The organism is Halomonas sp. 707B3 (assembly GCF_024158645.1).
Lineage (GTDB): Bacteria > Pseudomonadota > Gammaproteobacteria > Pseudomonadales > Halomonadaceae > Vreelandella > Vreelandella lionensis.
Genome location: NZ_JAMZBE010000027.1, coordinates 1 through 23,293 on the forward strand (window position 1 = coordinate 1; position 23,293 = coordinate 23,293).

Annotated in this window: 19 protein-coding genes; 15 read left to right on the forward strand and 4 right to left on the reverse strand. The window is 55.9% G+C overall.

Going from position 1 to position 23,293, the window contains the following annotated elements:
- Positions 1-117: AAA family ATPase (locus BIS10_RS18875; protein WP_301281978.1), on the reverse strand; the 117-nt coding region annotated here is incomplete at its 3' end.
- A 570-nt stretch (positions 118-687) separates the two neighbouring features.
- Here BIS10_RS18875 and rpsT point away from each other — a divergent pair.
- From rpsT to BIS10_RS05800, 13 genes are all read left to right on the forward strand, one after another.
- Positions 688-954 (forward strand): 30S ribosomal protein S20, encoded by a 267-nt coding sequence (gene rpsT, locus BIS10_RS05740; protein ID WP_083024671.1) that lies wholly within the window; start codon positions 688-690, stop codon positions 952-954.
- 106 nt (positions 955-1,060) lie between these two features.
- Entirely contained in the window at positions 1,061-2,638 is a 1,578-nt protein-coding gene (gene murJ / locus BIS10_RS05745) for a murein biosynthesis integral membrane protein MurJ (RefSeq protein WP_253503309.1), read from the forward strand.
- Positions 2,639-2,760: 122 nt separating this feature from the next.
- The gene (gene ribF / locus BIS10_RS05750) at positions 2,761-3,798 is read left to right on the forward strand and encodes a bifunctional riboflavin kinase/FAD synthetase (protein WP_253503312.1); all 1,038 of its coding nucleotides are present in this window, start codon (positions 2,761-2,763) and stop codon (positions 3,796-3,798) included.
- A 7-nt stretch (positions 3,799-3,805) separates the two neighbouring features.
- Entirely contained in the window at positions 3,806-6,637 is a 2,832-nt protein-coding gene (gene ileS, locus BIS10_RS05755; protein WP_253503314.1) for an isoleucine--tRNA ligase, read from the forward strand.
- Positions 6,630-7,178 carry a signal peptidase II gene (lspA, locus tag BIS10_RS05760; protein ID WP_253503317.1) on the forward strand — a complete coding sequence of 183 codons (549 nt, stop codon included), beginning with the start codon at positions 6,630-6,632 and terminating at the stop codon, positions 7,176-7,178. The genes ileS and lspA overlap by 8 nt, the downstream gene beginning before the upstream one ends.
- A 21-nt stretch (positions 7,179-7,199) precedes the next feature.
- Positions 7,200-7,643, forward strand: coding sequence for an FKBP-type peptidyl-prolyl cis-trans isomerase (gene fkpB, locus BIS10_RS05765; protein WP_044630334.1), 444 nt, complete (start codon positions 7,200-7,202; stop codon positions 7,641-7,643).
- Between the two features lie 36 nt (positions 7,644-7,679).
- Positions 7,680-8,660 carry a 4-hydroxy-3-methylbut-2-enyl diphosphate reductase gene (gene ispH, locus BIS10_RS05770; protein WP_253503320.1) on the forward strand — a complete coding sequence of 327 codons (981 nt, stop codon included), beginning with the start codon at positions 7,680-7,682 and terminating at the stop codon, positions 8,658-8,660.
- Between the two features lie 64 nt (positions 8,661-8,724).
- Positions 8,725-9,129: a type IV pilin protein gene (locus BIS10_RS05775; RefSeq protein WP_253503323.1), complete on the forward strand. Its 405-nt coding sequence runs from the start codon at positions 8,725-8,727 to the stop codon at positions 9,127-9,129.
- Positions 9,129-9,560 (forward strand): prepilin-type N-terminal cleavage/methylation domain-containing protein, encoded by a 432-nt coding sequence (locus BIS10_RS18880; RefSeq protein WP_301281977.1) that lies wholly within the window; start codon positions 9,129-9,131, stop codon positions 9,558-9,560. The genes BIS10_RS05775 and BIS10_RS18880 overlap by 1 nt, the downstream gene beginning before the upstream one ends.
- The gene (locus tag BIS10_RS05785) at positions 9,557-10,036 is read left to right on the forward strand and encodes a PilW family protein (protein WP_253503327.1); all 480 of its coding nucleotides are present in this window, start codon (positions 9,557-9,559) and stop codon (positions 10,034-10,036) included. Before BIS10_RS18880 ends, BIS10_RS05785 begins: the two co-directional genes overlap by 4 nt.
- A gap of 7 nt (positions 10,037-10,043) precedes the next feature.
- Positions 10,044-12,635: a hypothetical protein gene (locus BIS10_RS05790; protein ID WP_253503329.1), complete on the forward strand. Its 2,592-nt coding sequence runs from the start codon at positions 10,044-10,046 to the stop codon at positions 12,633-12,635.
- A 64-nt stretch (positions 12,636-12,699) separates the two neighbouring features.
- Positions 12,700-13,722, forward strand: coding sequence for a tryptophan--tRNA ligase (gene trpS / locus BIS10_RS05795; protein ID WP_253503332.1), 1,023 nt, complete (start codon positions 12,700-12,702; stop codon positions 13,720-13,722).
- Positions 13,723-13,915: 193 nt separating this feature from the next.
- Complete coding sequence (locus BIS10_RS05800; RefSeq protein WP_253503335.1) at positions 13,916-15,127, forward strand: YeeE/YedE family protein; 1,212 nt, start codon at positions 13,916-13,918, stop codon at positions 15,125-15,127.
- Positions 15,128-15,254: 127 nt separating this feature from the next.
- Here the strand turns inward: BIS10_RS05800 and tnpA are convergent, their stop codons facing one another.
- A complete protein-coding gene (tnpA, locus tag BIS10_RS05805) occupies positions 15,255-15,671 on the reverse strand; it encodes an IS200/IS605 family transposase (protein ID WP_044630342.1) in 417 nt (138 codons plus the stop codon).
- 21 nt (positions 15,672-15,692) lie between these two features.
- Here tnpA and BIS10_RS05810 point away from each other — a divergent pair, with 21 nt between their 5' ends.
- On the forward strand, positions 15,693-16,754 hold the full coding sequence (locus BIS10_RS05810) for a transposase (RefSeq protein ID WP_253503338.1): 1,062 nt from the start codon (positions 15,693-15,695) through the stop codon (positions 16,752-16,754).
- A gap of 37 nt (positions 16,755-16,791) precedes the next feature.
- Here BIS10_RS05810 and BIS10_RS05815 read toward each other — a convergent pair whose 3' ends face one another.
- On the reverse strand, positions 16,792-18,252 hold the full coding sequence (locus BIS10_RS05815) for an IS1182 family transposase (protein ID WP_253503341.1): 1,461 nt from the start codon (positions 18,250-18,252) through the stop codon (positions 16,792-16,794).
- Between the two features lie 337 nt (positions 18,253-18,589).
- On the opposite strand from BIS10_RS05815, the gene BIS10_RS05820 reads away from it, so the two are divergent.
- Positions 18,590-20,269: an NAD-dependent malic enzyme gene (locus BIS10_RS05820; protein ID WP_058577287.1), complete on the forward strand. Its 1,680-nt coding sequence runs from the start codon at positions 18,590-18,592 to the stop codon at positions 20,267-20,269.
- A 68-nt stretch (positions 20,270-20,337) separates the two neighbouring features.
- Here the strand turns inward: BIS10_RS05820 and acnA are convergent, their stop codons facing one another.
- Positions 20,338-23,085, reverse strand: coding sequence for an aconitate hydratase AcnA (acnA, locus tag BIS10_RS05825; RefSeq protein ID WP_253503344.1), 2,748 nt, complete (start codon positions 23,083-23,085; stop codon positions 20,338-20,340).
- Between the last annotated feature and the right edge of the window lie 208 nt (positions 23,086-23,293).

Here is a 23,293-nt window from a genome sequence, read left to right on the forward strand (position 1 = left end):
TTGGTTGGCCAGCTTCTCAATGAACGGTGTTTTATCGACATAGTAGTAGCCGCCTTCGCGAATATCGGAAAAGGTCTGAATCCCGATGGGCAGTTTACGACGATGAGTAGCTGACATGCTTGGCCTCCAAGGGTGGCGCTGTTCAAACTATGGCTAGTCTAGCATGCGGAAGTGCGGGTTAGTTCGTGCTTAGCGGGCTTGCATGGTGCGAATAGCTAGGTAATAGGCGGTTGTTTCATGGGGCTAATTAGCTGCTGGGGACGTTGGCTGTGCTGGTAGGGTGACAGCGCATTATCACTCTAGATTCGTATGAAGCCACAGCGGTTGAAAACGCCAAGCAGCTGTATGCGCGGGTGCAACACCTGCAGCAAGGCCATTAAGTGAGTATGCAGTCCGAGGAGTATGAACAAGTAACGCTAGCGGCCTCCGCCCGAAAAGCATTGACAACGGCTAGCAAGCCCGCTTTACGCGTGATAGACTACGCCATCCTCTCAGACAAGACCCGTGGGCGGGCAGCAATAAGACTGCTCGTTACACTATTTGGAAGCGTTGAAAACGCTGCCAAATCAACTGGTTGTTGTGGAAAGATCACTACGGAAATGTCGTGACTCGGCACATGCCAGCCGACAAACACATAGTAAATTCGTTGCCGTTTTTAGGCAGCCCTTATTCTCCAAGGAGATACCTGTGGCGAACAGCAAGCAAGCACGCAAGCGCGCCCGCCAGGCCGAGACTCGTCGCGTCCTGAAAGCCAGCCAGCGCAGCATGGTCCGCACCTACATCAAGCGTGTGATCAAAGCGATCAACACTGGCGACCATGGCAAAGCGATGGAAGAGTTCAAGGCAATGCAGCCGGTCGTTGACCGTATTGCTGATAAAGACGTTCTTTCTAAGAAGAAAGCTGCACGTCTGAAAAGCCGCTTGAACAAGCGCATTAAGGCTCTGGCGGCGTAAGCCGGCAGGCGCCATAAAAAAACCGGCTGCGGCCGGTTTTTTTGTGCCTGAACGTCGCCTACCGGGCGATATGTGCATCTCTATTTAGCCTGTAGGGAATAACCTGATGAGCGCCGATACACCACAGCATGCCAATATGCCGCCACCACGCCGCGGGCTAATGCGTTCGGGGTTGGTGGTCAGCGCGATGACCATGCTCTCCCGGGTGATGGGGTTGGTGCGCGATGTGGTCGTGGCAACGTTTTTGGGCGCAGGCAATGGCTCGGATGCCTTTTTTGTGGCGTTTAAAATCCCCAATTTTCTGCGCCGCTTATTTGCAGAAGGGGCGTTTAACCAAGCATTTGTGCCGGTGCTCTCGGAGTACTCCACCCAGCGCACCAAGCAGGAGATCCGTGAGCTGCTGAATGCGGTGGCGGGGAGCCTAACCGCGCTTCTGGCGTTAATCACCGCGTTGGCGATGCTGGGCGCACCCTGGCTGGTATGGCTGTTTGCCCCTGGTTTTGGCCGCGACCCGGAAAAGCTGGCACTGACCGCTGATATGCTGCGGCTCACCTTTCCCTACCTGCTGCTGATTTCGTTAACCGCCTTCTCCGGCAGTGTGCTAAACACTTGGAACCGCTTTGCAGTGCCCGCATTTACCCCGGTGCTGCTGAACTTGTCGCTGATCGGCGCGGCGCTGTTGTTAATGCCGCTAATGGAAGAGCCTGCCATGGCGCTGGCCTGGGGCGTGCTGATCGCTGGGGCGGCCCAGCTTGCCTTTCAGGTGCCATTTTTGCTGCGTTTGGGGCTGCTGCCGACGCCATGGCCTAACTTCGCCCACGATGGTGTGAAGCGCATTTTAAAGCTGATGGTGCCGGCTTTGTTTGGGGTCTCGGTATCGCAGATCAACCTGCTGCTGGATACGGTGCTGGCATCGCTGTTGGCCGCGGGGAGCGTCTCATGGCTTTACTACTCTGACCGTTTGGTAGAGCTGCCGCTTGGCGTGTTTGGTGTGGCGATTGGCACCATTATTTTGCCTGCGCTCTCCAAACGTCATGCGGAGCAGTCCACCGAGCACTTCTCCGCTATGTTGGATTGGGCGATTCGTGTGGTGCTGCTATTGGGCGTGCCTGCAGCCCTAGCGCTGGCGGTACTGGCGGAGCCGTTTTTGATTACCCTGTTCCACTACGGGGCGATGACCGATAACGATATTCAGATGGCGGCCATGAGCCTGCGCGCCTATGCCTTCGGGCTGGTGGCCTTTATGCTGATCAAAGTGCTAGCGCCTGGTTTCTTCGCCCGCCAGGACACCAAAACACCGGTGAAGGTAGGCATTATCGCCATGGTCGCGAACATGGTATTCAACCTACTGCTGATTTGGCCGCTGGCCCACGCGGGCTTGGCGTTGGCCACTGCGCTCTCTGCATTTTTAAACGCGGGGCTGCTGGGGTATCTGCTTTATCGCCAGCAGGTGCTGGTGTTTCAGCCGGGTTGGGGGCGTTACGCAGTGCAGTTAGTCGGCGGCAGCGTGCTGATGAGCGTGGCGCTTATGTTAGTCTCACCTGATTGGCAGGTGTGGTTAGAGTTTGGGCTATGGCAGCGCGTCCGCTGGGTGGCCGGGCTAGTAGTGCTCGGGGGCGGGCTCTACTTTATCTGGTTAACGGCGCTTGGCCTGCGGCTTCGCCACTTTAAAATGAACGGCTAGGAAAGGGGCAGGCGCGTGAGCGCTATTATCTTCTTCTGCACCAGAGCAGCGCGTTCGTTATAATCAAACGCTTTGAAAACGGCCAACGCTTTTAAAACCTAACGCTTTTAAACAGGGGTGCCATGCACGTCATTCGAGGTCTGCACAATCTGACAGCGTCCCATCGTGGCTGCGTGGCGACCATTGGTAATTTCGATGGCGTGCATCGCGGCCATCAGGCGATTCTACAGCAGTGCCGCGAGCACGCTGCGCGCCTGAACGTACCGCTGACCGTGGTGGTGTTTGAGCCTCAGCCCCGCGAGTTTTTTGCCGGAGACCAGGCGCCGCCGCGCTTAACGCGCCTGCGGGAAAAAGTGCGCCTGCTGCGCGACCACGGTGCCGAGCAAGTGCTTTGCCTGCCGTTCAACGATGCCTTGCGCAGCCTCACCGGGCGCGAGTTTATCGATCAGGTGTTGATTGATGGGCTGGGCGTGAAGCATCTAGTGGTGGGCGACGACTTCCGCTTTGGCTGTGATCGCCGTGGCGACTTCAGTTTGTTAGAAGCTGTGGGGCGCACTCATGGCTTTGGCGTAGAGCATACTCGCACCTTCAAAGTCGATGACGAGCGGGTATCAAGCACCCGAGTGCGTACGCTGCTGGCCAGCGGTAACTTTGAAGTGGCCGCCCGCCTGTTGGGCAGGCCTTATTCGCTGCATGGCCGCGTGGTGCGCGACCAGCAGTTGGGTCGCACCATTGGCGTACCAACCGCGAACCTACCGCTATTGCCCCAGCCGCTGACGCTACGGGGGGTGTTTGCGGTGATGGCCGAATTGGCGAATGGCGAGCGCCACCCCGCCGTAGCGAACGTCGGGTTTCGGCCTACGGTGGGGTCTAAACGCCCTACGCTGGAAGTGCACCTGCTGGATTTTTCTGGCGATCTGTATGGCCAGCGGCTGACGGTTTACCCCTGCACACGGCTGCGGGGAGAAGTGAAGTTTGACGATTTTGACGCGCTAAAAGCACAGATTCACCAGGACCAGGCCAAGGCGCGCCGCTACTTTGCGACCGCCGACGCTGATCTAACGACCTCTCTTCCGCTGGCCTCGGCCCCGCTTGGGCGTGAGACCGCTTCTTCTGATTTCACTTCGGCGGATGACGCCGCCGATACTAACGACGGCTGACCGGACTATGGACTATAAGCACACGCTAAACCTGCCAGAAACCGACTTTCCCATGCGCGGCATGCTGCCGAAGCAGGAGCCAGGGCGTGTTTCCCAGTGGCAGGATATGAACCTGTACCAGCGCCTGCGCGAAGCCCGTGCGGGTGCGCCGCTGTTTGTACTGCACGATGGCCCTCCCTACGCCAACGGCAGTATCCATATCGGTCACGCCGTTAATAAAATTCTTAAAGATATTATCGTTAAGTCCAAAAACCTGGCGGGCTTTGATGCGCCCTACGTGCCGGGTTGGGACTGCCACGGCTTGCCCATTGAGCACAAGGTCGAAACCACCCACGGCAAGCACCTTCCGGCGGATAAAGCCCGTGAGCTGTGCCGTGAGTACGCCGGTGCCCAAATCGAAACCCAACTGGTGGACTTTGTGCGCCTGGGTATCATCGGTGACTGGGATCATCCATATCGCTCCATGGATTACGCCAACGAAGCGGGCGAGATCCGCGCGCTGGCGGATATGGTCGAGGCGGGCTACGTGTTTAAAGGCCTGAAGCCAGTTAACTGGTGTTTCGACTGTGGCTCGGCGCTGGCCGAGGCGGAAGTCGAGTACGCCGATAAAAAATCCGATGCCATCGACGTTGCCTTCCCCGTGGAAGACGCCGACAAGCTGGCGGCAGCGTTTGGCTTAAGCGAGCTGTCAAAGCCCGCCGCCGTGGTGATCTGGACCACCACGCCGTGGACCATTCCTGCCAACCAGGCGCTGAACGTTCACCCCGACTTTACCTACGCGTTGGTGGATACCGGCGAGCGCCTGCTGCTGTTGGCCGAAGAGCTGGTCGAGAGCTGCTTAGAGCGCTTTGGTTTACAAGGCGAGGTGGTAGCGACGACTCAGGGCAAACACCTGGATCTGATCAATTTCCGCCACCCGTTCTACGACCGCCTCTCGCCGGTTTATCTGGCGGATTACGTTGAGTCTGAGGTGGGCAGTACCGGTATCGTTCACTCGGCCCCTTCTTACGGTATGGATGACTTTGTTACCTGCCGCGAGCACGGCATGAGCTTTGACGACATGCTGAACCCGGTGCAGGGCAACGGCGTTTACGCAGATGACCTGCCGTTCTTCGGCGGCCAGATGATCTGGAAAGCCAACCCGAACATCATCGAGAAGCTGCGTGACGTAAACGCGCTGATGGCACATACGCCTATTAAGCACAGCTACATGCACTGCTGGCGCCACAAAACGCCGGTGATCTACCGCGCCACGGCCCAGTGGTTCGTCGGTATGGATATTCAGGGTAAAGATGGCAAAACCCTGCGCGAGCGCGCGCTGGCCGGCATCGAAGCAACGGAATTCACTCCTGCTTGGGGGCAAGCGCGTCTGCACAGCATGATTGCCAACCGCCCGGACTGGTGCATCTCCCGCCAGCGTAACTGGGGCGTGCCGATTCCGTTCTTCCTGCATAAGCAAACCGGTGAGCTGCACCCCAACACCGTGTCGCTGATGGAAGAAGCCGCCAAGCGCGTGGAGCAAGAGGGCATTGAGGCATGGTTCAAGCTTGAACCCTCCGAGCTGCTTGGCGCGGAAGCTGCGGATTACGATAAAGTCACTGACACGCTGGACGTGTGGTTCGACTCGGGCACCACCCACCGCCACGTGCTGCGCGGCTCGCACCCCCACGGCCATGAAAGCGGTCCGCGAGCTGACTTGTACCTGGAAGGTTCTGATCAGCACCGCGGTTGGTTCCACTCATCGCTGCTCACCGGCGCGGCGATTGATGGCCATGCCCCGTATCGCCAGCTGCTGACCCACGGCTTCACGGTGGATGCCCAGGGCCGCAAGATGTCCAAGTCCATCGGCAACGTGGTTGCGCCGCAGAGCGTGATGGATAAGCTGGGTGCCGATATCCTGCGCCTGTGGGTAGCGTCTACCGACTACTCCGGCGAAATGGCCGTCTCGGATGAGATCCTCAAGCGCACTGCCGATGTGTACCGTCGTATCCGCAACACCGCGCGCTTCCTGCTTTCCAACCTGAACGGTTTTGATCCTAAGCGGGACCAAGTGGCGTTTGGCGATATGCTAGCGCTTGACCAGTGGGTCGTGGATCGTGCCGCACAGCTTCAAGGCCGCATCGAGACCGCCTACGAGGAGTACCGCTTCCTGGATGTGTACCAGCAGGTACACGGCTTCTGCGCGCGGGAGCTGGGCGGCTTCTACCTGGACGTGATCAAAGATCGTCAGTACACCACCCAAACCGACTCGCTGGCCCGCCGCAGCGCGCAAACCGCGCTTTATCACGTGGTCGAAGCACTGAGCCGCTGGGTGGCACCAATTCTGTCGTTCACCGCCGAGGAGATCTTTGAACATATCCCCGGCGAGCGTGGCGATAGCGTGCTGCTGGAGACCTACTATACCGGTCTTTCCACGCTGGATGAGGGCGCCGAGATGGGCCGCGCGTTCTGGGAACAGGTGCTGGAAGTGAAGCACTCAGTGAACAAATGCCTGGAAGACGCCCGTAACGCCAAAGTGATCAAGGGTAGCCTCGCGGCAGAAGTGACGCTGTTCGTCAATGACGAGCTGCACGCGACGCTGGCGAAGCTCGGTGACGAGCTGCGCTTCGTGATGCTCACCAGCGAAGTGCACCTAGCGCCGCTGGCGGATGCCGCCAATGCCGAAAGCACCGAGCTTGAAGGCTTGAAGGTTGCGGTGAGCGCCAGTGGGCATGCCAAGTGCGAGCGCTGCTGGCACCACCGGGCGGATGTGGGCAGCGTTGCCGAGCACCCCGACCTGTGCGGCCGCTGCGTAAGTAACCTGCCCGAAGGTAGCGGCGAGATTCGTCACTATGCCTAACACAGCCTCCCCGGTGAACGATTCACACCAGCGGCCGCCCATGCGGCGGCCGCTGCGCTGGCTATGGCTAGCCGTGGCGGTCATTGTGTTGGATCTTGCGACGAAGTATGCCGCTAGCCACTTTTTAAGCTATGCACAGCCGGTTGAAGTCTTGCCGTTTTTCAACCTCACGCTGCTGCACAACACCGGCGCGGCGTTTAGCTTTTTAGCCGAGCACCCTGGCTGGCAGCGCTGGTTCTTTGCGGCGATTGCTATTGGCGCCAGCATTGGCCTCACCGTTTGGTTATCTCGGGTACGTGCGGATGAGAAGCTGCTCGCTATCGCCTTGCCGCTGATTATCGGTGGGGCGCTGGGTAACCTCTACGACCGCCTGATTCATGGCTATGTGGTGGATTTTCTCTCTTTCCATGCGGCGGGCTGGTACTACCCTGCCTTTAACGTGGCGGATATCGGCATTACCCTGGGGGCCGTGGGCTTAATTTGGGAGTCGATTATGGGTGAGCGGCGGCGTAAGAAAGCTGCGCAACCACCATCTTCTTAACACGCCAATGAGTGAGGCACCATGGATTACCTAATTGACGACGGTATGGAAATTACCCTGCATTTCACGCTGAAGCTGGAAGATGGCACGGTGGTGGATTCCACCAAAGAGAAGGCCCCAGCCACGTTTCAGTATGGCGACGGCAATCTGCCACCGGGGTTTGAACACCCTATTAAAGGCATGGCAGCGGGCCAGAGCGGGACGTTTCATATCACCCCTGAGCATGCGTTTGGCCAGCACAATCCGCAGAACATTCAAACCCTGAAGCGGGCTGACTTTGGTGATGAAGCGCCTGAAATCGGCATGGTGATGTCGTTTGCTGACAAAGCGGGAACGGAATTGCCGGGCGTGGTCAAAACCATTGACGGTGACCGCGTAGAAGTTGACTTCAACCATCCGCTGGCAGGGCGTACATTGACGTTTGAGGTTGAAGTACTCAACGTAACGCCGATCACCACACACTAATTTCCTGAGCGATGCAGGTTGCATCAAGGCGCTTTTATGCAGTCATCAGAGTCATCTCAGCCCGTACAGATCAAGCTAGCCAACCCGCGCGGGTTTTGTGCGGGTGTTGACCGCGCAATTGATATCGTCAACCGCGCGCTGGATGTCTTCGGCCCGCCGATTTACGTTCGCCATGAAGTGGTGCACAACCGCTTTGTGGTGGAAACCCTGCGCGAACGTGGCGCGGTCTTCGTGGAAGAGCTTCACGAAGTGCCCGACGATGTGATTGTCATCTTCTCCGCCCACGGGGTTTCCCGCGCGGTGCAGCAAGATGCCGAGCAGCGTGGCCTGAAAGTATTCGATGCCACCTGCCCGCTGGTCACCAAAGTGCATATGGAAGTGCTTCGCTACGCAAAGCGTGGGCAAGAGTGCATTCTGATTGGCCATGAAGGTCACCCGGAAGTAGAAGGCACCATGGGGCGCTACGACACCTCCCACGGCGGCAAGATCTATTTGGTAGAAGATGAGCAGGACGTTGCCAATCTGGTTGTCAATGACCCCACGGCGCTGGCATTCGTGACCCAGACCACGCTCTCCATGGATGACACTGCCAAAGTGATTGACGCGTTGCGAGAGAAATTCCCTGAGATTCAGGGGCCGCGCAAAGACGATATTTGCTACGCCACCCAAAACCGCCAGGATGCAGTGCGTGAACTGGCAGCAGATAGCGACTTGGTGCTGGTGGTCGGTAGCCCCAACAGCTCGAACTCCAACCGCCTACGTGAGCTTTCTGAGCGTATGGGCACCCCCGCGTACTTGATCGATAACGCCGAGCAAATCGAGCCTTCGTGGTTGGAAGGCGTAAAACGCATTGGCGTCACTGCTGGCGCGAGTGCCCCCGAGGTGCTGGTAAAAGGCGTGATTGATAAGCTGCAGGCATTAGGGGCTACGGCACCTGTTGAGCTGCAGGGGCGTGAAGAAAATATTACGTTCTCCATGCCGAAAGAGCTGCGGGAGCAAGTGATTGTAAGCGGGTAATGCAAACGGTATCGGTTTGCGACATACTCAAAGTATGAGTGAACTGATATGGGAGCATCGCTTAGTGTCTTATGTTTTTGATCGCCGTGCGGGTGACGTTAGTAAGCACCAGCGCGGCTTTACCCTCATCGAGTTACTGATTGCGGTGGTCATTATTGGGATCATCGCCAGCATCGCCTACCCCAGCTACACACGCTACGTCGAACGCTCCGTTCGCTCTGATGGCCAAACGGCACTCTTGCAAGCGGCTTCAGAAATGGAGCGCTGCTATTCCCGTGACTACACCTATGAAGAGTGCGATTTGGATATGACCGACTCTCCGAGCGGCCATTACGCCATCTCAACCGATACCGGAAGCCAAAGCGACGGCGGCTACGTATTAACCGCGACGACCCAACGCTCAGACGGCTGTGATGAAGATCTCACCTTAAATGCAAAAGGGGTACGTGCCCCAGAGGCGTGCTGGTAATGAAGCATCAGCAAGGGTTCTCACTCATTGAGGTGCTGATCGCGCTGGTAGTGCTTGCCTTTGGCCTGATGGGGGTGGCCGCCATGCAGATGAAAGCCCTGCAAAGCGCGACCGAAGGGTACCAGCGCTCAATTGCTGTTGTGGCAGCGGTCGATGCCCAAGAGAGAATTTGGAATCTATTAGCCAGCGACTCTAATTGCGAAGCCATAGAGACGTCAGCGGTGAGTGCCCTTGAAGATGATTGGATAGAGCACTGGTCAGAAGATACAAACGCCAACCCGCTACGGGGCGCTAACTGGGACAACAGCGGTGTGAGGATGTCCGAAGGGTGCGAGTTTACGATTGTGATAGCCCTGAATAGCGCCTCTAGCAACCGCGAGGAGGAGTACCTCTACAGTTTCATCCTCCCGAACACGGCAGGTGCCCTATGAAAGTAGTGAAGCAACAGCTGGGCGCTGGCTTGGTTGAGTTAATGGTGGCGATGGCGATTGGTACGGTGATTGCGCTAGGGGCGGGCCAACTCTTTTTATCTACCTTTTCGACGTTTAGCGCGGTGGATGAGCTAAGCCGGAAGCAAGAAGTAGCGGTGTTTTTAACGCAGATTTTAGCGGAAGAACTGCGAAAGGAAGACGATGTTGATCGCTATGCGCTTTCTTGCTCTATAGCGGATGCTCAGTGTCTTTGCACAATTAGCGATACCGACGAAGATAATCAACCAGTCATAAATTTTTATAAAGATTTTGAAGAAAGCCGCGTTATTAGCGATGCGGAGTGTAGCGACGAGCCATTGGTGAGATCAGTACAAGATCACCACTACGAAATCAGCGTTCCGATTATGAAGGGTGGTGAGTCGCTAATATTCCATGTCACCAAACGAGATATCGTAACAACCACCAATCCCGAGTGAGGTAACAATGAAAAAGCAGCAAAAAGGCGCGGCACTCTTTGTTGTCATGGCCTTGTTATCGGCCTCCATGGTGGTGGGTATGAGCACTATGCAGTCCTCCCTTGTCGATGAGCGGCTGGCAGGGAACTTTCGCTCTTCTGTTCAAGCGCAAATGACCTCTGAAAATACCTTGTCGTCGTTAGTTAATCCTGTCAATACTGCAAGTCGCAACGATTTTTTAGGACAGTTAGTGGCAAATCCGCAACTGCTTGAAGAGACGGAAGGAAAGCTAACGGGTGATGAGATCGCTCAGCTACTTCAAGCAGGTACCTTGGATCAATTTATTGAAGATCTGCTTCCTGCCAATTTTGACGAGCTAGAAATAGATGAGCAAAATCGTATAAAAGAAGAGCTGCTGGCTAACTTGCAGCTTCAATTTGAAGTGAATACTGATGAGCAAACGGTCACGATCACCTCCTGGGACCGAGGGCTGCGCAATAGTGCCGCACGTGATTCGGCGTTGGTTTACTCCTATCGTTATAGTGGTGCCGCTGAACAAAGCTCACCTTTCGAGACCGCGATTGTAGGTTGCGAGGGCATTTCGGTAGCCGGTGGCTCTACGATCAGTAGCTATCGCTCTAGTGATGGTCCATGGAGCGGCCAGCCAGGAAGTTTTGCAACCAGTGATGTCCCTCTAATTAGCACAACGTCAGAAAATGCAAATGTTGAAATTGGAGGAGGTGAAAAAATTCACGGTGGCATAGCTGCACTTGGAACGGTTGCTCTCAATGGTTCTTCTCAGGTTTATGGTGATATTCACTCGAATATGGATGTGAATTTAAATGAAAATAACCTTGTTCATGGAGATGTCTATAGTAAAGGTGCAGTTTATATGGGCTCCGCAACGGTTAAAGGAAGTATCTTTTCAGAGGGTGATGCCACACTAGATAATGGTGGCTCAAAAGTTGAGGGTAATGTTGAAAGCGCTGCAAACGTTATTTTTTCTAGTAGCGGTCGCGTTAATGGGGTTGTGAGGTCCAAGGGTGACGTTAATTTAAAAAATTGGAGTGCGAGTGTAGGCCAGGGGATATATGCACAGGGTGAAATTTATAGCCCTAGAAATCCTCCAGATAATCCTCCAGAAGGGCATGTAGACCAAGCATATCGTGATAACTTTTTTTCAAATACTTCTGTTGCGATAGCTGAAATTGAGAGTTTAGAACCACAGCCCTGTGACACTTTCGATTTTTTTGGTAATTCGTTGAAAGAGGAGGTGGCTCGCTATCAAAATGATCATCGATCCATTGGTAATGTGGTAGTTAATAATGGTGTTGTAGATATAACAATGACACCAAGTCGTGTATCAGTTGTTGGTAGTGATAATCACGGTCACATTAATGGGGCCGAGCCGGAAGTGGCTGCTGTTTTTGGAGAAGATACCTCTATCTATTACGTTGATAGTTTGCAGATGGCTAGTACTTCTAAGCTGCATATCAAAGGCGGCGACGTGGCGCTAGTAATAGGTGGTGAATTCTCTATGGGGGGTGGTGGAGCTGGCTTAGTTATTGACCCAGATAGTAGTTTGATGGTGTTTGTGGAGGGGCAGGTGAAGTTGAATAGCAACGTGAAGATGCCGACCACGAATACATTGAGTGCTACTGGTAAACCGACTTTTTCAATATTTTCCAGCTATGAGAGCAATAGTGTAGGTATTGATATTAATGCGAGCAACCGAGTGGTTGCCAATGTCTACGCCCCTTTTACGCAGGTAAGTGTTAATTCAGGCGGCAGTCTTTTTGGTAGTGTAAAAGCGAGGAAAGTAACGGTGGTTGGTGGCGCTAAAGTTGTGTATGACGAGCTATTAGCCAATGCGTTTGGCGAAAATAGTGGCGAGCCAAGCCCCGAGTGGTGCAGCTTTGATGATTTATCCCCTTTAACCGTCGCAAGCCCTGTCGGTAACTTATCTCTTCCAAATTCTCAAGCAGAGTTTAATGGTAAAGACAGTGTTCCTGATATTACGGTGACCCAAGGCGATCTTGAAAGGTTCTCCGGCGCTAACGCCGCCAACGATAATATCCAGGGAGGCATTCCTGATGGGGTATTTAGTCGTGGTGAAAGTGCTGAAAAATTTCATGCTTTTATCCGTATGTTAAAAGATAATGCAGATAATGTCTTGGGTGATATCTCTAAGGTTAAAGATCCTTTTGGAGAGAAAGGCAATGGCAAAGAGGAAATTACTTATATTACAGATGATGTCGACAAAAATAACATCTCCGGTGCCGGTATTTTAGTGATTGATGGTAATTACAATGCTGGAGGAAATCCCAGTTTTGATGGGTTGATTATTGTGTTGGGTAACTATTCACAAAAGGGCGGCGGAGGAAGAGACTTAAACGGCGCTTTGCTAGTCGCGCCTTATAATGTCAATGACCTAAAATTCACTGAGGCGAATATTGAGTTTAGCGGCGGCGGAAGCAATGATTTTAATTATGATGAAGCGGCGCTGCGCACTGCCTTTAATTTACTGGATGACGAAGAGCAGGCCAGTTGGGGGAGTTGTAATGCCCCACCCGCGTCTGGTGATGGCGAGTTGACCTGGTATCTAAGCGATTGGCGTTGAAGCTGTTCGCCACCCGTCTGGCAAAACGTTATGATAGGCCTATTTGCCCAAGAGCTAGAACATCATGAGTCAGACAGCTAAAACCCGTGTGCTGACCGGGATTACCACTTCTGGAACGCCGCACCTTGGTAACTATGTTGGCGCCATTAAGCCTGCCATTGAGGCAAGCCAAGATCCGAACGTACAACCGTTCTTCTTTCTTGCTGACTATCATGCGCTGATCAAGTGCCAGGACCCTAAGCGTGTGCAGGCTTCCCGCCTGGAGATCGCCGCGACTTGGCTGGCGCTTGGCCTAGATACCGACAACGCGATCTTCTACCGCCAGTCGGATATTATCGAGATCCCCGAGCTGATGTGGATGCTCTCCTGCGTGTGTGCCAAGGGGCTAATGAACCGTGCCCACGCTTATAAAGCCGCCGTGGCAGAGAATGAAGAGGCCGGTAATCAAGACCCGGATAAAGGCGTCACCATGGGGCTGTTCGGCTATCCGGTACTGATGGCCGCCGATATTTTGATGTTCAATGCGAATAAAGTGCCGGTTGGCCGCGACCAGATTCAGCATATCGAAATGGCGCGAGATATGGCTGGCCGCTTTAACCACCTGTTTAAAGGCCAGTACTTTGTACAGCCTGAAGCCGTCGTGGATGAGAAGGTGGAAGTGTTGAAAGGGCTGGATGGACGCAAGATGTCCAAAAGCTACAACAATACGATTCCGCTGTTTGTGAGCGAGAAAAAGCTGCAGAAGCTGGTACGTAAAATCAAAACCAACTCGCTGGAACCCGGCGAGCCGAAAGACCCGGATACCTGCACCCTGTTCCAGATTTTCTCAGCCTTCGCGAGTGAAGCCGAAGCGTTGGCTATGCGCCAGCAGTACGCAGAGGGCATTGGCTGGGGCGAAGCGAAAGACCGCGTATTTGAGTACGTCAACGCCCACCTAAGCGCCCCTCGTGAGCGTTATAACGCGCTGATGGAAGACCCGGCCCATATTGAAGCAGTCCTGCAAAAAGGCGCTGAGCGTGCCCGGGAAGAGGCAGCTGTTACCATGGATCGGTTACGCGCTGCCGTCGGCCTTGGGCGCTTTGTTTAATATTCTTTAAAGGCATAAATACTGCTAAATAAAGAATTTCCAGCGTTCTACGGCCAACGTTAGGCTTGTAAGTACTGTATAAGAGCTCTTATCCAAGAGCTATTGCCCAAGAGCCTCTGTCAAAGAACGTGTGTTTAACTTAGCCAAGCGCCTGCTGTTCGCAGGCGCTTTTGGCGTTTCTTAAAGGTGAACTATGGCGACGACCTCTACGGTGGCACCGGTTAACTATCGAGTGCCTCTATTGGCAACTGCGGCCATTGTGCTGGGTGCCTTGGTGATTGGCGTGCTGTTTAGCGCCAATATCGGCTTACTTATGATCGTAGGTGGCCTGCTGGGTATGGTGCTGTACCACGCGGCGTTTGGCTTTACAGCGGCGTGGCGGGTGTTTATTACCGAGCGCCGTGGGCGTGGGCTGCGGGCGCAAATGGTCATGCTGGCGATTGCCGTGGTGCTGTTCTTCCCGGCGCTGGGCGCGGGCAGCCTGTTTGGTACTGAAGTGCGCGGCTTCGTTTCTCCCATCGGTATTTCTGTATTAGTGGGCGCGTTTATCTTCGGGGTAGGCATGCAGCTAGGCGGTGGCTGTGCTTCTGGCACCCTGTTCACCGCAGGCGGCGGTAATGCACGCATGCTGATTACGCTGGTGTTCTTTATTGTGGGGTCGGTGATTGGTACCGCGCACTTTGCCTGGTGGCAGAGCCTGCCCGCTTTCCAGCCGGTATCGCTGGTCAATGTAGCCGGTGTGGGTGGAGGCATCGGCATTAGCTTAGTGCTGTTTGCTGCGATTGCGGTCTTTACCGTGATTATGGAGAAACGCCGCCACGGTCATCTAGAGCAAGCCCCGATGGTGGATAAGCCTGGAGCCGAGCGCTGGTTATCCGGCCCGTGGCCGCTGGTAGCCGGTGCGGTAGCCCTGGCATTGCTCAACTTCGCTACGCTGGCACTGGCTGGCCGCCCCTGGGGGATTACCTCTGCATTTGCACTGTGGGGAGCCAAAAGCTTTGAGCTGGTGGGTGGCGATGTGAGCCAGTGGGGTTACTGGCAGGCACCCGGCAATGCCGCCGCGCTGGAAGCCAGCGTATGGGGAGACATCACCACGGTGATGAACGTTGGCATTATGTTGGGCGCGCTGGCAGCGGCAAACCTGGCCGGGCGCTTTGCCCCTAACTTCCGTATTCCGCTTAAATCTGTGCTGGCGGCGGTGATTGGCGGCATTATGCTGGGCTACGGGGCTCGCTTGGCCTTTGGCTGCAACATTGGCGCTTACTTTAGCGGCATTGCTTCCGGTAGCCTGCATGGCTGGGTGTGGATGGCAGCGGCCTTCGCTGGCAACATGGCAGGCGTTAAGCTGCGCCCGCTATTTTTTGATGGCGAAGCAGGGCGCAAGCCGGTAGCGAAAAGCTGTTAAACGCTCCATTGATCAAACTGTGTTATAGCGCCTTGGTTAACGCCAAGGCGTTTTTTTATCGAACATCGCGAAAAACCCCGTACTTCTTCTAGTGCGAGGATGGATAGCGAGGGGCGCGAGAGCGCCCCTAGTCCGGCCTCGATTGTTGCTCAATATACTGTTTGACCATGCTCAGGGGGGCGCCTCCGACACTTCCCGCAAAGTAGCTTGGACTCCACAGCGAGTTCTTCCGGTAGGCGGGCTGCACCAGTTCAGGGTGTAGTAACTTCATCCGCCGGCTGGATACCCCCTTCAAACTATTCACCAGCCTGGATACCGCCACTTTGGGTGGAAAGTTGACAAGCAAATGGACGTGATCGGTTTCACCGTTGAACTCCTGCAGCTCCGCCTCGAAGTCCCGACACACTCGGTCGAAAAGCAATTCGAGGGAGTTGAGATGCGCGCCGGTAAACACCTTGCCCCGATACTTGGTGACAAAGACCAAATGGACATGGAGTTCAAAAACGCAGTGCCTTCCTGTTCTGATAGCTTGTTTGGTTTCCATAGACCAAGTATATTCGAAGCCATGAAGCAGACCAAGACCCTCAAGGTTCGAGTGAAGGACAAACACGCCGCCGAGCTTAACCGCATGGCCCGCAGCGTGAATTTTGTTTGGAACTACCTCAACGAACTGTCTTCCCGAGCCATTCGGGAGAAAGGTCTGTTTCTGTCTGCCTACGACATGCACCCCTACACCAAGGGTGCTGGCAAGGACCTCGGCCTGCACAGCCAAACGCTGCAATGCATTGCTGCTGAATACGTTGCCCGCCGCAAGCAGTTCAAAAAGCCCCGCTTGAATTGGCGCAAGTCTGGCGGTGTGCGCCGCTCACTTGGCTGGATTCCGGTCAATACCGGCGCGGCCAAGTGGAAGAACGGGCAGGTATTTCACAACGGCACCTACTTCAAGGTGTGGGATAGCTACGGCCTGTCGACATACAAGTTCCGTGCCGGCAGTTTCAACGAAGATAGCCGGGGCCGGTGGTATTTCAATGTTGCGGTCGAGGTGGACGTTCAACCGACGCTTGGGCAGGGCGCCGTTGGCATCGACCTTGGGCTCAAGGATGTGGCCACCTGTAGCGATGGAGGAAGGCTGGAAAACAGCCGCTTCTACCGCCGCATGGAAGACCAGTTGGCGACAGCCCAACGTGCCCGTAACAAGCGGCGGGGAAAGGCTATTCACGCCAAGATCAAGAACCGTCGCCAGGACGCGCAGCACAAGTTTTCCCGGAAACTCGTCAACCAGTACGGCGAAATCGTCGTGGGCGATGTTTCCTCAACCAAGCTCGCGAAGACCAAGATGGCCAAAAGCGTTTACGACGCTGGCTGGTCACAACTGAAAACGATGCTGGAATATAAATGCGCTCACGCAGGCATCGTCTTCAAGGTCGTTCGCGAAACCAACACCACCCGCGCCTGTTCGTCGTGCGGCTCGCTTAGCGGGCCGCAGGGCGTCAACGGGTTGCGAGTAAGGGGCTGGGAGTGCGTGGAGTGTGGTGTACTCCACGACCGGGACGTGAATGCGGCCCGGAATATCCTCAGTCTCGGGGCAGGACGTTGCCCTCAAGAAGTTGGAATCCCCGTCCTTTAGAGGTTGTCGCAAATCTCCTAACGACTCAAAACAAAACCTATACAGAACGATGTCGATGGCTGGACGACATCATCACGCACGCCCTGGCAGGCGCGATCTTTTTCTTTGTTGCTAGGTAAGGTAATCCCAGGCATCTCCACAACCGATCCCAGAGATGATGACAAAAGCTCAGCGCTACAGCGCGAGCCAGGTTGTAAGCCAGGGTATGCAAGGAAAACTCGCGTTTAACGCCCGCCAGCCCACGGCGCCGGAAGCGAGACAGTCCCTGTTGCTGACGTAGCGCTGAAAACACTGGCTCGACCATGGCCTTTCGCTGCCGGAAGACCGCTTGGGCTCCCGGGTGGGTCATGATTTGTTGCAATGCCAGGCGTGCCTCGTCCTCCGGGTAATGTTTGATTCGGCGCCCCCGGACCGAACGGGTACAAGCAATCCGTTGCGGACAGTCCTCGCAGGCATTGCAGGCATACACCGTTTGCTCACGCGAGCGTACCGACGCGTTTATATGACTGATGCGCTGAAGCCGCTGCCCCACTGGACAGTAGTAAACATCCTGTTCGGCATCGTAAGTGAATAGGTTTTTATGATACAGGCCCTTCGCTTTGTCAGTGGTACTGGGCCTGGGCGGGCAAAGCAGGCTGACATCACGCGCCAGTGTCGCGTTAATAACGCCATCATCAAAATAGCCGGCATCCAGCAGAAGCTCACGTGGGATCTTGGGTTCCACGCGCTCGCTCTGATCGATCAGCTCACCCACCACCCGCGTCTCGCTCGTGGGATCCACAGCGTGTGCCACGATGATGCGTGCCTCATTGGCAAGGACGGAGGGCGTATAAGCCGGCGCAAAACCGCGTCCACGCTTCTGTCGCTGCATGGCGGCCTCTGGCTCCGTCAGGCTGACACGAACCGTATCGGTACGCTTGCCATGGCGCCGTCGTGCCGCGATCCTCGCATCAAGCACCTGTTCACAGGCGTGCGCTCTATCCAGCTGCTGCTGAGTCTCGTCCTGTTGCTCCGGAAGAGCCTGCTGATGGCCGATCCGGGCCTGACTGACTCGAGCACGCACGGCCTCCTCCTTGAGCAGACGATAGTGAGAGCAGGCCGCTTCGATCACGGTTCCGTCACCCGCCAGGCAGGCTGTCGATGTTCCGGTCCTGGCGAGAACGGTGCGTGTCAGCGCTTCGAAAAATGTCTGTGACAGCGCCTGTTCATGCAGGCAGATGAAGCGTCCGATGTTGGCATGATCGGGGGCAATGCCTCCGGTCACCCACATAGCACCCAGATCCACACGTGCCAGCCGCTCCAACGCGCGCAGCGATGAGACCCCCTGCATGATCCCGTAGAGAATCAACCCCATCATAGCTCGTGGCGCATAGGGTGCGCGCCCTGTGGTGGCATATCGATCCTCAAAGGGTGTCCAGTCCTGGGCATCCAGCAGTTCGGCCACCACGAAAGGGGCACGAATCCCTGACTGCCGCAGATGATCTTCAAGCGGTGTCATGCCCAGGAAAATCGCCGTGGCGTCACCTCGTAGAAAACGCCGCCCTGACGAGCCAGCCGTTACGCGGGAGGATGGAGGAGGCGAAGCAGGCGATGTCTGAAAAAGCGCGAACTGCCTGTCATCGGGTGTGGGCATGCATGCTGTCGACACGGTAAGCTCTCAGGCAGATAGAAGGTTCATGTTACGGCTTTACCCCTTTCGCGACACCCTCTTTAGGCGGGGAGGACGTCAAGTCTCTGCCACCTTTGTCGTACTAGCATGTTACATTACGCCTAAACGCCGCCAACGCCCAGTGTTGCTGCATTGCAACAGCAATTGACATAAAAAGAGAGTGCCTATGTCTACGACGAGTAAACGCCCCCTGTACATTCCTTACGCCGGTCCTTCGCTGCTTGAAATGCCGCTATTGAACAAAGGTAGCGCGTTTACTCAGGAGGAGCGGCTAGCATTTAACCTGATAGGCTTGTTGCCGCAAAAAGTCGAAACCATTGATGATCAGCTTGAGCGTGTTTACCGCCAGTACCAGCAGTGCCATAGCGATTTAGAGCGCCATATTCACCTTCGTGCCATTCAGGATGACAACGAAACGCTCTATTTCCGTCTCGTCTCTGAGCATCTGGAAGAGATGCTGCCGATTATCTACACGCCGACGGTTGGCCAGGCGTGCCAGGAGTTCTCCAATATCTACCGCAATCACCGGGGGCTGTTTATCAGCTACCCGGACCGCGAGCATATGGACGATATCCTGCGTAGCGCCACCAAAGATAACGTGAAAGTGATCGTGGTGACCGATGGCGAGCGGATTCTCGGCCTTGGCGACCAGGGTATCGGCGGCATGGGCATTCCTATCGGTAAGCTGGCGCTCTATACCGCTTGCGGCGGGATTAGCCCAGCCTATACGCTGCCGATCATGATCGACGTAGGCACCAATAACCAAGCGCTGCTGGATGACCCGATGTACATGGGCTGGCGCCATGAACGGGTAGGCCAGGAAGAGTATGATGCCTTTATGGCGGAGTTTATTGCTGCCGTGAAGCGCCGCTGGCCGAACGTGCTGCTGCAGTTTGAAGATTTTGCCCAGGCCAACGCCGTGCCGCTGTTGGAGCGCTACCGTAACGAACTGTGCTGCTTCAACGATGACGTGCAGGGCACGGCCTCTGTGGTGGTAGGTACGCTGATGGCGGCCTGCCAAGCCCGCGAAGAAACCATTGCCCAGCAGCGCGTGGTGTTTGTTGGCGGTGGCTCTGCCGGTTGCGGTATCGCCGAGCAGGTCGTGGTCGCCATGGAGGCGGAAGGCCTGACCGAAGCGGAAGCGCGGGCGCGCATCTTTATCGTCGACCGTGACGGTTTGATGACCACGGATCAAACGTGGCAGCGGGATTTCCAGCGCCGTTTGGCCCATGACTCTTCGCTAGTGGCGGAGTGGAACGGCCAGGGCTTGGAAGAGACCATTGCCCAAATCAAACCGACGATCTTGATTGGCGTATGTGGCCAGCGCGGTATCTTCACCGAGCAGGTGGTACGTACCATGCACGCAGGCTGCGAACATCCGGTGATTATGCCGCTCTCGAACCCGACCTCCCAGGCGGAAGCGGTGCCAGAGGATGTGATTCGTTGGACCGATGGCCAAGCGCTGGTAGCCACCGGTAGCCCGTTCGCACCGGTGGTCTATAACGGCCGCACCTATCCGATTGCCCAGTGCAACAATGCCTATATCTTCCCCGGCATTGGTTTGGGCGTGATTGCCGCGAACGCTAACCGCGTTACCGATGAGATGCTGATGAGCGCCTCGCGGGCGTTGGCGCGTGAAGCACCGCTGGTCAAAGAGGGCAAAGGCGCGCTGCTGCCGCCGCTGTCGCGGATTCGTGATATCAGCAAGTCGATTGCTTTTGAGGTGGCCGCACAAGCCCAGCAGAACGGCGTTGCGTTGAAAACTAGTGGTACAGCGCTGCGCGAGCGTATCGAAAAAGCTTGCTGGTCGCCGGAGTACCGCTTCTATCGTCGTCGCGCCTTCTAAACTGGCGCGCTGGCAAAAAAAAGCCCCCACCGAGGTGGGGGCTATGCAAGCATTGGGAGGTCGTACCTCTAGGCTGCGCCGATCATCTTGCGCAGCACGTAGTGAAGGATACCACCGTGGCGGTAGTACGCCAGCTCATTGACGGTATCAATTCGGCACTTGGCATCAACGGTACGTTCCCCGTCGCTATTTTTAATCACGACTTGAACGGTGCCGCCGGGGCTTAAGTCGCTCAAACCGGCAATCGAGATCTCCTCATCCCCTGTTAACCCCAGGCTTTCACGGCTTTCGCCTTCCGGGAACTGGAGCGGCACCACGCCCATACCGATCAGATTAGAGCGGTGGATACGCTCGAAGGATTCGGCAATGACTGCGCGCACGCCCAGCAAACGGGTGCCTTTGGCAGCCCAATCCCGTGAAGAGCCGGTGCCGTACTCTTTACCCGCAATCACCACCAGCGGCGTGCCTTCCTCTTTGTATTTCATGGCAGCATCGTAGATGGCCATCTGCTCGCCGCTTGGCACGTGACGGGTTTCACCACCAACGACGCCGTCGAGCATCTCGTTTTTGATGCGCACGTTGGCGAAGGTGCCGCGCATCATCACTTCATGGTTACCCCGACGTGAACCGTAGGAGTTGAAGTCGACCGGTTTCACGCCGTGCTCTTGCAGGTAGCGCCCGGCGGGGCTATCCGGCTTGATAGAGCCAGCAGGCGAGATATGGTCGGTGGTGACGGAGTCACCCAGCATCGCCAGTACGCGGGCGTTCTTCACGTCCTCGATGGCGTCCGGCTCCCGCTGCATCCCTTCAAAGAAGGGCGGGTGCTGAATATAGGTCGATTCCGGCCATTGGTATACTTTGCCTTCCGGCACTTTGATCGACTTCCAAGTGTCGTCACCTTCAAAGACCGCGCCGTACTCTTTGCGGAACATCTCGGTATTGACCTTCTCGACGGCGCTAGCGATATCCGCTTGTGAAGGCCAAATATCCTTCAGATAAACCGGGTTGCCGTCGCTATCCTGGCCGAGCGGGTCGGTGGTTAGGTTGCGCTGTACGTTGCCCGCCAATGCATAGGCGACCACCAGGGGCGGCGAGGCCAGCCAGTTGGTTTTCACCAGCGGATGCACGCGGCCTTCGAAGTTACGGTTGCCAGAGAGCACCGAGGCCACGGTGAGGTCGCCGTTGTTGATGGCTTTTTCAATCTCTTCCGGCAGCGGCCCAGAGTTACCGATACAGGTAGTGCAGCCGTAGCCCACTAGGTTGAAGCCTAGGGCGTCTAGGTCATCGTTAAGATTGGCGGCGGCGAGATAGTCGGTGACGACTTTAGAGCCGGGGGCCAACGATGTTTTTACCCAAGGCTTGGTGGTCAAGCCTTTTTCGCGGGCGTTGCGGGCCAGCAGGCCTGCCGCCATCATTACGCTTGGGTTGGAGGTGTTGGTGCACGAAGTAATGGCGGCGATCACTACCGCGCCGGGGTCAAGGCTGAAGTCCTGCTCGCCCATGGTGACGGACTGGCTGTCACTGTGTTTGAAGTCGTGCTCGTAGCTACGCTCAATACCCACCGCTGTTTGGCCACCTTCCGAAGCAAGTTTGCCCTTCTCGGTGGTGGGACGTGCTTTGCCGTCCTCTTCCATGACTTTGTTAAAGGCGCTGGCCATATCTTTCAGGGCAACGCGGTCCTGCGGACGTTTGGGGCCTGCAAGGCTTGCTTCTACCTCATTCATATCCAGGCTGAGTGTGTCAGTGAACACAGGCTCGTCACCCGGCTCACGCCACAGGCCTTGGGCTTTGCTGTAAGCCTCAACCAACGCGATCTGGCTATCTTCGCGACCGGTTAAGCGCAGGTAGTTGAGCGTTTCGTCATCCACCGGGAAGAAGCCGCAGGTGGCGCCGTATTCCGGGGCCATGTTGGCAATGGTGGCGCGGTCCGCCAGCGGCAGGTCTTTCAGGCCATCGCCGTAAAACTCGACGAACTTACCTACCACGCCTTTTTTGCGCAGCATTTCGGTGACGGTCAGCACGAGGTCGGTGGCGGTAATGCCTTCCTGCAGCTTGCCCGTCAGCTTGAAGCCAATCACCTCGGGAATCAGCATGGAAACCGGCTGACCCAGCATGGCGGCCTCGGCTTCGATACCGCCCACGCCCCAGCCCAGTACGCCGAGACCGTTAATCATGGTGGTGTGGGAGTCGGTGCCCACTAGCGTGTCGGGGTAGGCAAAGGTTTTGCCATCTTCCTCTTTGGTCCATACCGTGCGGCCCAGGTACTCCAGGTTCACCTGGTGGCAAATACCGGTGCCGGGCGGTACAACGCTGAAGTTATCAAAGGCTTTTTGGCCCCAGCGCAGGAACTCGTAGCGTTCGCCGTTGCGCTGCATTTCGATATCGACGTTTTCTTGGAACGCCGCCGCGTTGCCGAATTTATCGACCATCACAGAGTGGTCAATCACCAGGTCAACCGGGGAGAGCGGGTTGATACGGGCAGGGTCTTCACCGAGCTTTTCTACGGCGGCCCGCATGGAAGCAAGGTCCACTACGCCGGGTACGCCGGTAAAGTCTTGCATCAGCACGCGGGCGGGGCGGTAGCCGATTTCACGGCTGGATTTGCCCTCTTTCTGCCAATCCACCAGGGCCTGCATGTCTTCCTGGTCGACGCTCTCATCGTCAGCGAAGCGCAGCTGGTTTTCGAGCAGGATTTTGAGCGTCTTGGGTAGCCGGTCGATGTTGCCTAGCGTTTCAGCCGCCGTGGGCAAGCTGTAGTAGTGATACTCTTGGCTTCCTGCCGTTAAGGTATGAAGCGTGTTGGGTATCTTGCTCATTCCATTCTCCTCTGATTGCTTGGCGTTACGCGACGGTCACTGCTTTTCTTGGTATGGCGAATCAATAGTATGGCTTATTAATAGCACATGGGTGTTTCACCATAGAGTTTCAAGGCATCTTTGCCTAATAGCGTAGACTAACCCTTGTAATAGCTTGTACTTGGCGCCATTTCAGGCAGACTCTCTTGCAACGTTATCTGCTCAATAT

What these genes read in the sequence shown, in the direction of transcription:
- lspA (WP_253503317.1), top strand. Translation starts at nt 6,630, where the DNA reads ATGCCTAACACAGCCTCCCCGGTGAACGATTCACACCAGCGGCCGCCC.
- ileS (WP_253503314.1), top strand. Translation starts at nt 3,806, where the DNA reads ATGGACTATAAGCACACGCTAAACCTGCCAGAAACCGACTTTCCCATG.
- BIS10_RS05815 (WP_253503341.1), bottom strand. Translation starts at nt 18,252, where the DNA reads ATGACACCGCTTGAAGATCATCTGCGGCAGTCAGGGATTCGTGCCCCT.
- BIS10_RS05810 (WP_253503338.1), top strand. Translation starts at nt 15,693, where the DNA reads ATGAAGCAGACCAAGACCCTCAAGGTTCGAGTGAAGGACAAACACGCC.
- trpS (WP_253503332.1), top strand. Translation starts at nt 12,700, where the DNA reads ATGAGTCAGACAGCTAAAACCCGTGTGCTGACCGGGATTACCACTTCT.
- BIS10_RS05820 (WP_058577287.1), top strand. Translation starts at nt 18,590, where the DNA reads ATGTCTACGACGAGTAAACGCCCCCTGTACATTCCTTACGCCGGTCCT.
- murJ (WP_253503309.1), top strand. Translation starts at nt 1,061, where the DNA reads ATGAGCGCCGATACACCACAGCATGCCAATATGCCGCCACCACGCCGC.
- tnpA (WP_044630342.1), bottom strand. Translation starts at nt 15,671, where the DNA reads ATGGAAACCAAACAAGCTATCAGAACAGGAAGGCACTGCGTTTTTGAA.
- BIS10_RS05790 (WP_253503329.1), top strand. Translation starts at nt 10,044, where the DNA reads ATGAAAAAGCAGCAAAAAGGCGCGGCACTCTTTGTTGTCATGGCCTTG.
- BIS10_RS05785 (WP_253503327.1), top strand. Translation starts at nt 9,557, where the DNA reads ATGAAAGTAGTGAAGCAACAGCTGGGCGCTGGCTTGGTTGAGTTAATG.
- ispH (WP_253503320.1), top strand. Translation starts at nt 7,680, where the DNA reads ATGCAGTCATCAGAGTCATCTCAGCCCGTACAGATCAAGCTAGCCAAC.
- fkpB (WP_044630334.1), top strand. Translation starts at nt 7,200, where the DNA reads ATGGATTACCTAATTGACGACGGTATGGAAATTACCCTGCATTTCACG.
- acnA (WP_253503344.1), bottom strand. Translation starts at nt 23,085, where the DNA reads ATGAGCAAGATACCCAACACGCTTCATACCTTAACGGCAGGAAGCCAA.
- BIS10_RS18880 (WP_301281977.1), top strand. Translation starts at nt 9,129, where the DNA reads ATGAAGCATCAGCAAGGGTTCTCACTCATTGAGGTGCTGATCGCGCTG.
- ribF (WP_253503312.1), top strand. Translation starts at nt 2,761, where the DNA reads ATGCACGTCATTCGAGGTCTGCACAATCTGACAGCGTCCCATCGTGGC.
- BIS10_RS05800 (WP_253503335.1), top strand. Translation starts at nt 13,916, where the DNA reads ATGGCGACGACCTCTACGGTGGCACCGGTTAACTATCGAGTGCCTCTA.